A 12,035-nucleotide genomic window follows, 5' to 3' on the forward strand; every position below is an offset into this window, starting at 1 on the left:
ATTACGGACAGAGAGAAGAAGACTTGGATAAAAAAGGCAAACAACAGTGCACTGTTGTTTGCCTTTTTTGTTAGACCGCTTGTTTTTTTCTGTATTTATCGCGTTCCATTCGCTATTTCTGAGTCTGTATACGAAGTTGAGGTATTAGAAGAAATAGGAGAGGAAGCAGGGATAGAAATGAAAGGAGGAATTTTATAGTCTGTGCTCAAAAACACGATTATTCCGTGTATGAAGATAAATACTATCTTGTAACTTGTTCGTATCAGAATTAAATGTCTGTAAGATAATGTAACAAATTAATACAAGAAATGGAAAATGGTTATTATACTCACTGTATAAGACAAGTTAATAAAAATGATTGCTTTAACAAGTTTATGGCTTAATAAATTTTCAGAGATCACGTACTATATCTTTGATTTCCTTCTAAACGAAGTAGTGGTATTACTATTAAGTGAAAGATTCTACAAGCGGTACTAATAAACTCTCAAGTTAAGAGGAGCAGTTTATATGGGAGGAGTAAACTATGAGGGAGAGCAGGATGTATTGAAACAGAAAGAGAGAATTTTATATTATTATATTGGCCTCTGGGGAATCATGGCCTTTGGGCTATTTATATTTCAATGGCTGGAGCTTCCGCCAGTTTTTAAGGGCAAGGTTGTAAGTTTGTTTCCGGATCTTCAAAAAAATATAGGTTATGGGAGTTTGCTACTTACTCTTACTATTCTTGTTGTTATTCTGAAAAAAAATAACGATAATGTACAATTAATGGCTAGAGTATTAACAGTATTTTCTTCCCTATTAGGACTTGAGCATTTTCGTATGGCGTTAAGTAATGAAGAATCCGTTATTCATTGGATTGGTTTTTATGAGAATTTTATTTTAGGTACATGTTTAGGAGTATTTTGTATCTTCTTTGCTTCAAGAACTGGCGGTCTAACGGAGAACTTAAAATAATATTCTTCAGGCGGTCCATTACCAATTGCGTATACGCCAATTGGAGAGTTATTTTCTGGATTATCAATGGGGGCAGGCTTTGTACTAATTGCTTTCTTTATTCAAGCCCATATGTTAACAGTTGAAAGTATATTGATTTCCATTCCGATTGGGGTTTTAGTAGGGGCTAACCAATATCTTGAATAACATCTGAGATATTGATGAAGACATTAAAGATGGACGAAAAATGTTAGCCATCCTCCTTGTAAGCGAGAAGGTAGCCCTGGCTATTTCCTATTTATGGATTATAGCGATTGTATGGATGGGTTATGTAAGCCCTTGGTCATTGGTTATGTTCCTGGGTTTGAAAAAGCTAATCTCTGCCATTCGAGGTTTTCGAAAAGGAGCAAAAGAACCGTAATATATGCGTATAGCAATGAAAGCAACAGCGATCACAAATACGATTTTTGCCTTCCTGTTATCGGCAGGATTATTAATTAATTATCTGTTTTAAATAGAAAAGCATTCCCGAAAAGTAGTAAGCCGTTCTCTTTTGGAGTGCCCACCTCGCATAGGAAAAAGCAAATAAAAAAACAAGTATAAAAGCAGTGGATTTCACAACTGAAATCGCACTGCTTTTAGCATTTTTATGAGAAAATATTAGTGATATCACCAAAAAACTCTAAAGTCTTTAGAAATTAACTTAAGTCAATGAAAGGTTTTAATCCCCTTGTTATTATTAAATGAAAGCAAAATAAGGAAATTTTTGTAAGCGCCTTTCATTTTAAAGAAAATTGGAGTGAGTTTTTATGAAAGCAATAGTTTGTGATAAATATGGTTCACCCGATGTACTTGAATTAAAAGAGATAAAAAAACCTTTCCCCACCGAAAATCAAGTATTGGTAAAGGTTCATACCGCATCCTTGAACTTTGGTAACTTGGTTCTTTTGAAAGGCAAACCTTTCATAGCCCGCTTTGCCTTCGGACTTACGAGACCAAAATACTCTATTCCAGGAGGTGACATAGCTGGCACAGTTGAAGCTGTTGGTAAAGACGTTAAGCTATTTCAAGTAGGTGATGAAGTATTTGGCGACCTCTCTGGTTGTGGCTGGGGTGGTTTTGCCGAATATGTAACTGTCCCCGAATATGCCTTAGCCTTAAAGCCAACCAATATCTCCTTCGAGGAAGCTGCTGCGACACCTATGGCATGTGTGACTGCCTTACAGGGACTACGTGATAAAGGTAAGATTAAATCGGGACAGAAGGTATTAATTTATGGGGCATCTGGTGGTGTCGGTACTTTCGCAGTACAAATTGCCAAATCATTTGGGGCTGAAGTAACTGGTGTATGTAGTACAAGAAATTTAAAGATATTGCGTTCAATAGGAGTCGACCATATCATTGATTATACAAAAGAGGATTTCACCCAAGATGAGAAGTGTTACGATTTAATTCTTGGTGTGAACGGTTCTAATTCCATTTCTGCTTATAAACGTGTACTAAAACCAAATGGGAATTTTGTTCACGTAGGAGGTTCCCAGTCTCAATATTTTCAAACATTATTTCTTGGACCCTTTATTTCAATGACTGGAAGCAAGAAAATAAGTAATCTGTTACAGAGAGCAAACCAAAAAGACCTAAATTATGTAAAAGAATTACTGGAGACTGGAAAAGTAACACCAATAATTGATAAACGGTATAAGTTAAGTGAAGTAACTGAAGCATTCAAATATTTTCAGAAAGGTCACGCTCAAGGTAAAGTGGTAATTACTGTATAATTTGAAACTGACATTACCCCCCTAATCATTCCTAGCCTATGTAAAATAAACTGTCATTAACGACAAAATGTTACTTTTTTCTTTATCAGCTCTTTAACCAAAACTACATTAGCATACCTAATCGTACACCGTTTAACAAGTACCATAATTTTTATTATGGTCAGTGTTACAATTATGGTTATTATACTTGCGATTTATACTTAAGAATTGGCAACAATGTGGATTTATCAATAAAAAAAGCAATGCGATTTCATATGCGAAATGCATTGCTTTTATATATGTTTTTATAGGTACTACTCAGCGGAAGGAAAGCTTTATAATGAGGAAAAACGGTTAAATAGAAAGAGTGAAGCTTTGTGGAACAGCAGAAACAATGGAGTTTCTGGGGAGGGTTTAACTGGGTTAATAGCAGCAACTAAATCTTAAAGCCGAGAAGGAAATCGAGCATGTTCAACACTTGCCTGGAACTCCCTTCGAACAAATCAGAAACTTAACTGAAAACATGTTTAATGAAAATAGTAAGATACTTTGAATATCCGGCTATGTTTCACGCCTGGCCCATTTTTCCCATCCCTAAGGCTAGGCAAGCCATAGAGCAGGTAAGGTTCATTGTGAGAGGAGGGGAACATGGTTAAGATGAAAAAAGCTGTCATTTTTGGAGCGAGCGGGTTTGTAGGATCTTATCTTCTGGAACAATTGTTGATCAATGATGAATATGTACAAGTAACTGCCATCGTTCGAAGAAGCTTGCCGGTCTATCATCCAAAGCTAAAGATACTAATCGGGGATTTTTATACTTCGCTTAGCTTGAAAGATCAGATTGAGGCGGATGAAGTGTTCATTACTCTTGGCGGGACAACACCAAAGATTGATCATGATTATCCGATTCTTGCCGCACAAATCGCCAAAGAAAAGGGTGCGAAATCCGTATTCGTGGTTACCGCAGTAGGTGCCAGCATACATTCGCGTATTTCCTATGTGAAAATCAAAGGTGAAATTGAGCGAGATTTGATTGCATTGGATTTTGAACATACCCATATCTTCCGTCCGTCCATGATTATGGGGAACCGCAAGGAGTTTCATCTGGTAGAAAAAATCATGATAGCTTTATGGAGAGTCCTTAACCTATTTTTCATAGGAGGAATGAGCCGCTACAAAGGGATGGAAGCAAAAAACATTGCACGAGCAATGATCAACGCCGCAAAAAATCCATTTGTGAAAGTAAGGGTATATCATTGGAAAGATATGAATGATTTATTGCTAAACTATAAGGTATAATTTTGGAATACTACAAAGCATTTCTGGGTGATGGAGCAATGTGGTCGTCTTAGACCACCTCCACAAACAACCCTTCCTATTAGATATTTGATTTCATATTGTAAGTTGCGAAAATAAAAAGAAACCGTTTACTTTATGTCATATATATGATAATATGCATTTATAACTTGTATGACATGTTACAAGAGGGGTAGAAAATTGGAACTGAACTCCATTGATAAGCAAAATATTGTTAATATTGTTTACGAGCAGTTAAAAGAAAACATTGCTAGTGGTAATTGGGCTCCCGGAAGTAAAATCCCTTCCGAATCGCAATTGCAGAAAATGTTTAATGTGAGCCGGGTTAGTATCCGAAGTGCAATACAACGTCTTAGGGATTTGGGGATTGTTGTTACTTACCAGGGGAAAGGAACGTTTGTTTCTGAAAAGATTGGTAAGATAGGCATCAATGATTTTAATCTGATTATGCATCTTAGCGAGAAAGATTTTTTGGACATGATGGTATTTCGGCAGACGATTGAATACAAATGCTTAGAGTTAGCTGTGAAAAATGCAACAAATGAAGACTTTGAAGACATGGAAGAAGCTCTGAATCAAATGTTTCGTTATAGAGATGATTATAAGAAATATTCAGAAGCAGATTTTAATTTTCATTTAGCAATTGCTAAGGCATCAAAAAATACAGTTTTCTTTAATGTAATTCATTCTATCCGTGATTTTTACTATCAGTATTTAGAAGAACTAAATCGAGTTATAGGGGTAACATTGGAAAGTATGGAAGTACACTTACAATTATTCAGAGCCATTCAGAAGAGAGATGCCGAACAAGCAAAAAAGCTTCTTAACAATGCTATGGAAAGTAATATTGCGAGTATAAAAAAAATAACAGATTCAAAAAAATAATTTACCTCTTAAGGAGGTAATATTTTTTAAATAAACTTGTAGGACAACTAACGAGTTTGGTGTGCATATTTAAAATCCTACAAACTAATAGATTTTTAAAATGGGAGGAGTCATACAAATGAATCATTTAGAAATTCGCGATGTGAAAGTAATTTTAACTGCACCTGGGGGAATTGATTTAGTAGTAGTGAAAGTCGAAACAAATGAACCTGGGTTATACGGATTAGGATGTGCTACCTTTACTCAACGAATTTTTGCAGTAAAATCAGCAATTGAAGATTATCTGAAACCGTTTCTTATCGGAAAAGACCCTAGAAGAATCGAAGACATTTGGCAGTCATCAAATGTAAGCGGATACTGGAGAAATGGTCCTATTATGAATAATGCCCTATCTGGAATTGATATGGCACTTTGGGATATAAAGGGTAAAATTGCTAACTTACCTGTTTATGAATTACTAGGCGGGAAATGCAGAGATGGTATTCCGCTTTATCGGCACGCGGATGGTGCAGATGAAGTTGCTGTCGAAGAAAATATATTAGCGTTAATGGAAGAAGGTTATCAGTATGCACGATGTCAAATGGGAATGTACGGTGGGAGTGGAACTACTGATACCCGCTTAATAGCAACCGTGTATGAGAAATCTAACAGAATTGTTCCTAAGCGTTCGCCTAAAAATTCATTGCCGGGATGCTATTTTGATCCTGAAGCTTATGCGAAAAGTATTGATAAATTATTTGACCATTTACGCTCTAAAATAGGATTTAATATGGAATTTATTCACGATGTTCACGAAAGAATTCCACCTATTGAAGCTGTAAGATTAGCAAAAAATTTAGAGCCTTATCACCTTTTCTTCTTAGAAGATCCTGTTGCACCGGAAAATATTGAATGGCTTCAAATGATTAGACAACAAACATCCACACCTATTGGAATGGGAGAACTATTTACTAATGTAAATGAATGGAAGAGCTTAATAGCTAATCAACAAATTGATTTTATCAGATGCCATGTAAGTACCATCGGAGGAATTACACCAGCAAAAAAATTAGCTACATTTAGTGAGCTATATGGTGTACGGACAGCTTGGCATTGTCCTGGTGATATTTCTCCTGTAGGAGTTGCTGCGAATCTCCATCTAGATTTGAGCTCACCAAACTTTGGGATTCAAGAATGGACACCATTTAATGATGCATTACAGGAAGTTTTCCCTGGTTGCCCAATAGTTGAAAGGGGCTTTGCTTACGTAAATGATAGACCTGGTTTAGGGATAGATATTGATGAAGAAAAAGCAAAGAAATTCCCTGTTGTGGGTGGAATTCCTTCTTGGACTTTAGCTCGTACACCAGATGGAACAGCTGTTAGACCATAAAATAAATACATTTTTCTTTAAATATGCTTTTTGCCCTGAAAGAACCTTGGAAGATGAAAATTGAAAAAATTAGCTACTAGAGTTAATTCTGAATTGGATTCTGGGATGAAGCAGATACAATTTCTCTTCCTGTATTATAAATGGGCACGTCCTAGTCGTAGATAGCGGCTGGACGGGTTCTATAAAAGGAGAGTACAGCCATGGACATCATAACAATTGGTGACGGTATGATTACATTTGACCCCGTTTCAAAAGGACCTCTCCGGTTTGTAAACCAGTTTGAACGGAAAATTGGCGGGGCCGAATTGAATGTAATGTTAGGCTGCGCTCGTCTCGGCCTTCGAGCGGGATGGATTAGCCGTCTTGGAAAAGATGAATTCGGACGTCATATTGTCAACGTGGTGCGAGGAGAAGGCGTAGATACTTCAGAAGTCAAGTTAATGGATGGCTACGCAACATCGCTCAATTTCAAAGAAGTACAGGAGTCAGGAACAGGGCGAACATTTTACTATCGTAATCCTTCGCCGACTGAAACATTGACGCCAGAATTGCTGCCGGAAGACTATATAAAGCAAGCAAAAATCTTGCATGTTACCGGTGTGTTCCCAGCGATTCAGCGTCAAAACCGTGCTGTTATTTTGCGGGCTGTCCAAGTTGCAAAAGAGAATGGAGTGAAAATATCATTTGATCCTAACATTCGTCTTCGTCTATGGTCCAAAGAAGAGGCAAGGGAAACAATTTTAACCTATTTACCTTATGTTGATTTCCTTTTGACAGGACGTGAAGAATTGGAAATTATATTTGATTCTACTGATGATAATGTACTGCTTCAAGCACTTAATCAATTCCATTTTGAAAACGTTATTATGAAGGATGGAGGAGACGGTTCGTACGCATTAGTTGACGGATCCTGGAAACATGTACCCGGTTTCCCAGTAGCAAAAGTCGTCGATACAGTCGGTGCAGGTGACGGATTTGATTCCGGTTTTTTATATAGTATACTTCAAGGCTGGCCGATTGAAAAATCCCTTGAATTTGCCAATGCGATCGGTGCGATGGTTGTTCAAGTAAGCGGAGATAATGAAGGGCTTCCTTATCTTGAAGAGGTGGAAAGCTTTTTAGGAAAACGAGAAACAATCGAAAGGTAAGGTGCAAGTCAAATGATTATTGAACAATTAACAGCGGTTCCGCTCGTGCCAGTATTACGTAACGTACCGTATAAAAAAAGTGCAGCAATTGTGAAAGCACTTATAGATGGGGGAGTCACTTCCATTGAAGTGACAATGGAAACAGACCGTGCCGAAGATATTATTACAGAAACAATTGAAGCATACGGCAGTCAGATTCTTGTTGGTGCAGGAACGGTTTTATCAGTAGACGATTGCCGCAGGGCGATTCAAGCCGGTGCGCAATTTATTGTGGCTCCTACGCTTGATGAAGAAGTAGTTCAATTTGCAGTAGAACAAGAAGTACCAGTCATTCCTGGTGTGTTTACACCGAGTGAAATGCAACGGGCGATAAACCTTGGAGCATCCATGATTAAACTGTTTCCTGCCTCTGTCCTAGGACCCGCTTTTATTAAGGATGTAAAAGGACCACTTGGACATATTCAAATTATGACAACCGGTGGTATTACACTCGATACAGCAAAGGACTACCTGAAAGCAGGTGCGACTGCAATTGGTGCGGGAAGCGCGCTGCTGCGCAATGATTTAATTGCTGCAGAGGACTGGGCTGGATTGGTCAATGAAACTCGTATATGGATGGAAAAATTAAAAATATCCGAAACTGCCATTTAAGTTCGTTTAAATGGGTAGCAGAGAATGATTGAAAAGGGAGTGGTTTGATGAAGACAAGAGCGTATACATCGCCTAAGCAGGGAGAAATGATTGAAAGAGGGATCTCAGTTCCGAAAGCAAATTTGATGAAGGCAGGAGCATATATATCGCCTAAGCAGGTAGAAATGATTGAAAGAGAGATACCAGTTCCGAAGGCAGATGAAGCGTTAATCAAGGTATCTTACGCAGGAATATGCGGAACAGACATGATGATTTACCACGGATTGCATCCGCGGGCAAAAGCTCCATTGATACTTGGACATGAGTTTAGCGGTATTGTTATGGAAGTGGGCGAGAATCAACATGTTAAAAAGGGAGACAAGGTGGTCGTGGAGCCGCTTCTAAGCTGCGGAACATGCGCGGCATGCCGGGAAGGACAAATGCATGTTTGTGAGAGTTTGAGATATATAGGAATCGATAAGGATGGCGGCTTTTCTGAGTATACAACCATTCCTGTTCATAGACTTCGTGTACTGCCGGAATCCGTCACGGAGAAAGAAGGTGCGATGATTGAGCCATTGGCTGTTGCCATCCATACAGTTCGACGCTCGAAGCTGAAGGTCGGAGACACGGTAACCATCTTAGGTGCTGGACCGATTGGTTTGTTAATAGGTCTAATTGCCGAACGATCTGGAGCAGGGAAGATATTTATTTCTGATGTTAGTTCTATGCGTCTGCAAGTTGCGAAGGAGATGGGCTTTGAAGCAATTGACGCAACGAAAATGAACATTACTCAAGTTGTAAAGGAATACACGAAAGGAGTGGGGGCAGATATTGTCTATGAAGTGGCAGGTAATCAAATTACAGCCGATCAAATGATTGACTGCATCAAGTACCAGGGTGAAATTGCAGTTGTGAGTGTCTACAAAAAGCCTCCTGCCATTCGACTAGCTGCCATGCATTTTCGTGAAATTTCCTTAATGACAACGCGATGCTATCGTCCAGAAGATTTTACAAAAGCTATTGAGTTACTTGAACAAAACAAAATCAATCTTGACCTGCTGGTTTCTCATATTTTTGAATTAGAAAACATTCAAGCTGGCTTTGATTTGATGGAAAATCCCGACCAGTCATTAAAAATTTTATTTCAACCCTAGGAGTGGTAATGATGAATCAGATATTTAACTTAACAGGTAAAGTAGCAGTTGTTACTGGGGGAACTCGTGGCATTGGTCAAGCAATTGCACTTGGTCTCGCAGAGGCGGGAGCAGATATTGTGCTACTACAACGCTCCACTGATACATCGACACAAGAGAGAATTAAAGCACTGGGGGTTCGTTGTGAGATAGTCCAGTGTGACATGGGAAATCTGGATGAAGTGAAACAAGCTATCCCCAGAGCAATCGAGGCAATGGGCTCAATAGATATTCTTGTTAATAATGCTGGCATTCAAAGACGTTCTCCAGCCGTAGATTTCTCGGAACAGGATTGGGATGATGTGCTGCAAGTAAATTTAAAAGCAGTTTGGCTTCTTTGCCAGCAAGCTGGAAGGCATATGGTTGAGAAGAATAGTGGGAAAATTATTAATATTGCATCTCTCGTTTCATTTCAAGGCGGCTTGTATGTGCCAGCTTACGCTTCCGCAAAAGGTGCAGTCGCTCAGCTCACAAAAGCACTCGCGAACGAGTGGTCTTCAGCAGGGGTAAACGTCAATGCAATTGTTCCGGGTTATATTGCGACTGAAATGAACACGGCATTGATTAATGATCCTATTCGGAGCAGGCAAATTTTAGAGAGAATTCCTGCAGGACGTTGGGGGAATCCAGACGACTTCAAAGGAGCTGCTGTATTTCTAGCATCTGATGCATCAAATTATGTGCATGGTCATTTGCTAGCAATTGATGGTGGTTGGCTAGGACGTTAAAAGTTCATAATCAGCGGGAAAAGCAATGGGAAATTTACGAATGGAGGCCGGCAAGGTTTTGAACTACACTTAGGTGTAATCGGCCTAATCGTTGTAAGATTTGAAACAAATCAATCCAATTTATATGGTTTAGTAGGTCTTTACAATAAAGGCCTACTAGCCATAAAGAAATTGTAATATCGCAATTTTTGTATTAGTTATTGTTTGTAAGCGTTAACATGTATATTCATTAAATAAGATGCAACTTTTTATAATTGTACTATAAAGTATCTGGGCTTGTTATCGTATTGAAAAAATATCGGTAAAAGGGGAGAAGTAGTATGAATGTTGAAAGAACTGCAAGGCCTAGTAAAGAACCTACTCCAGTACAAATGAAGAAAACAAACATACGTTGGATCATTGTAACTATGTTGTTTTTTGTTACTACAATCAACTATGCAGATCGAGCAACAATCTCTATCGCAGCGACACCTTTACAAAGTGTATTAGGCATAGATGCTGTCACGATGGGATATGTGTTTTCTGCTTTTGGCTGGGCTTATGTCATCGGACAAATTCCAGGTGGATGGCTTTTGGATAAATTTGGAACAAAGAAAGTTCTTTTTTGGAGTCTTTTTCTTTGGTCTTTCTTCACTTTATTACAAGGATTTGTCGGAATGTTTAATGCTGCTACAGCAATTGTGATGTTGTTTGCACTTAGATTTATCGTAGGACTAGCAGAAGCACCTTCGTTTCCTGGCAATAGCCAAGTAGCAGCTTCATGGTTCCCGAATGATGAGCGCGCAACAGCATCCGCAGTTTTTAGTGCATCTGCATTTTTTGCAATCATTGTCTTTTCACCATTTATGTCTTGGGTTACACAATCTTTTGGTTGGGAATATGTTTTTATTGTAATGGGCGCGCTAGGTATCGTGATTGCTTTTACTTGGCTGAAAGTTATTCATAACCCAAAAGACCATCCACGTATCAATCAAGCTGAACTGGACTATATTGAGCAGGGCGGCGGACTACTGGATATGATGGCTAAGGGTGCTAATAAATCTTCTGAAGAAAAAAGCGGGACAAACTGGGGGTACATTAAACAATTACTTAAAAGTCGTATGCTAGTTGGTGTTTATATTGGTCAGTATTGTATTTCAACACTTACGTATTTTTTTATGACATGGTTTCCAGTTTATCTTGTTAAAGAACGTGGTATGTCCATTCTTGAGGCAGGATTTGTAGCTTCTTTGCCAGGTATTAGTGGGTTTTTAGGTGGAGTTTTAGGCGGCTTATATTCTGACTATCTTTTGAAAAAAGGAAAATCTCTTACGTTTGCTCGAAAGGTTCCCATTATTATTGGTATGCTCCTTTCAAGCAGTATGATTGCTTGTAACTATACCGATGCTCAATGGCTCGTAGTCGGCATTATGGCTCTCGCTTTCTTTGGTAAAGGATTTGGGCAATTAGGCTGGGCTGTTATGGCTGATAGTTCTCCAAAAGAAATTGGCGGTTTAAGTGGAGGACTATTCAATACATTTGGTAATATTGCTGGTATCACTACACCAATTATCATTGGTTATATTATTAACGAAACGGGTTCTTTTAATGGCGCCCTGCTCTTTGTAGGGGTTAATGCTCTAATTGCTATGCTTAGTTACCTGTTTATTGTTGGTGATATTAAACGTATCGAATTAAAAGATCCTGTTAAATAAACACCAATTTCTTAATACGGTGAGGAGTTAATAAGAAATGGTTATACAGCAGGAGAAATGGAAATGGGTACAACCATATGCCAAGTTTGTGAAGGGACCATTGAACAATTCGAAGATGAAAAGGTAACAATGCTGTATGGAAACTTCTGTTCTCACTGTATTCCCAAAAATAAAGAGAATGTTGAAAGATAAGAGGGTATTTCCAAAGGTAGCGCGTAGCGCTAACCTTTGGAAATACCCTCCTCCTGTTGTATTTTCTTTTTCTCTTTGTTCTTATGGTTCATGGACTCTAAGAGAGGATATGAACCATCCGCGTTAATATAAATAATATCCAATTTTATTTATGGATACTCTCCTAAAAAAGATTGTTTATTG

Annotated in this window: 11 protein-coding genes and 1 pseudogene; all 12 read left to right on the plus strand. The window is 38.4% G+C overall.

The window, feature by feature from the left end; genetic code table 11:
• The first annotated feature begins 507 nt into the window (after window positions 1-507).
• The 12 genes and pseudogenes from AAHB12_RS26595 (at window position 508) to AAHB12_RS26650 (ending at window position 11,852) form a co-directional block, all read left to right on the plus strand.
• The gene (locus AAHB12_RS26595; RefSeq protein ID WP_342048229.1) at window positions 508-954 is read left to right on the plus strand and encodes a hypothetical protein; all 447 of its coding nucleotides are present in this window, start codon (window positions 508-510) and stop codon (window positions 952-954) included.
• A gap of 6 nt (window positions 955-960) precedes the next feature.
• Window positions 961-1,447, plus strand: a pseudogene (locus AAHB12_RS26600) (UbiA family prenyltransferase); the annotation flags it as partial.
• A gap of 295 nt (window positions 1,448-1,742) precedes the next feature.
• Entirely contained in the window at window positions 1,743-2,711 is a 969-nt protein-coding gene (locus AAHB12_RS26605) for an NAD(P)-dependent alcohol dehydrogenase (protein ID WP_342048230.1), read from the plus strand.
• Between the two features lie 627 nt (window positions 2,712-3,338).
• Window positions 3,339-3,989 carry an NAD(P)H-binding protein gene (locus tag AAHB12_RS26610; protein WP_342048232.1) on the plus strand — a complete coding sequence of 217 codons (651 nt, stop codon included), beginning with the start codon at window positions 3,339-3,341 and terminating at the stop codon, window positions 3,987-3,989.
• A gap of 198 nt (window positions 3,990-4,187) precedes the next feature.
• A complete protein-coding gene (locus AAHB12_RS26615) occupies window positions 4,188-4,892 on the plus strand; it encodes a FadR/GntR family transcriptional regulator (RefSeq protein ID WP_342048234.1) in 705 nt (234 codons plus the stop codon).
• 118 nt (window positions 4,893-5,010) lie between these two features.
• Window positions 5,011-6,264, plus strand: coding sequence for an enolase C-terminal domain-like protein (locus tag AAHB12_RS26620; protein ID WP_342048236.1), 1,254 nt, complete (start codon window positions 5,011-5,013; stop codon window positions 6,262-6,264).
• 200 nt (window positions 6,265-6,464) lie between these two features.
• The gene (locus AAHB12_RS26625) at window positions 6,465-7,412 is read left to right on the plus strand and encodes a sugar kinase (RefSeq protein WP_342048237.1); all 948 of its coding nucleotides are present in this window, start codon (window positions 6,465-6,467) and stop codon (window positions 7,410-7,412) included.
• Between the two features lie 12 nt (window positions 7,413-7,424).
• Window positions 7,425-8,063, plus strand: coding sequence for a bifunctional 4-hydroxy-2-oxoglutarate aldolase/2-dehydro-3-deoxy-phosphogluconate aldolase (locus tag AAHB12_RS26630; RefSeq protein ID WP_342048239.1), 639 nt, complete (start codon window positions 7,425-7,427; stop codon window positions 8,061-8,063).
• Between the two features lie 47 nt (window positions 8,064-8,110).
• Entirely contained in the window at window positions 8,111-9,199 is a 1,089-nt protein-coding gene (locus AAHB12_RS26635; RefSeq protein WP_342048241.1) for a zinc-dependent alcohol dehydrogenase, read from the plus strand.
• A gap of 11 nt (window positions 9,200-9,210) precedes the next feature.
• Window positions 9,211-9,966 carry a 2-dehydro-3-deoxy-D-gluconate 5-dehydrogenase KduD gene (gene kduD / locus AAHB12_RS26640; protein ID WP_446715621.1) on the plus strand — a complete coding sequence of 252 codons (756 nt, stop codon included), beginning with the start codon at window positions 9,211-9,213 and terminating at the stop codon, window positions 9,964-9,966.
• 320 nt (window positions 9,967-10,286) lie between these two features.
• The gene (locus tag AAHB12_RS26645) at window positions 10,287-11,660 is read left to right on the plus strand and encodes an MFS transporter (RefSeq protein WP_342048244.1); all 1,374 of its coding nucleotides are present in this window, start codon (window positions 10,287-10,289) and stop codon (window positions 11,658-11,660) included.
• A 63-nt stretch (window positions 11,661-11,723) separates the two neighbouring features.
• Window positions 11,724-11,852: a GapA-binding peptide SR1P gene (locus AAHB12_RS26650; RefSeq protein ID WP_342048246.1), complete on the plus strand. Its 129-nt coding sequence runs from the start codon at window positions 11,724-11,726 to the stop codon at window positions 11,850-11,852.
• Window positions 11,853-12,035: the final 183 nt, after the last annotated feature.

It is taken from the genome of Bacillus sp. OTU530, assembly GCF_038440375.1.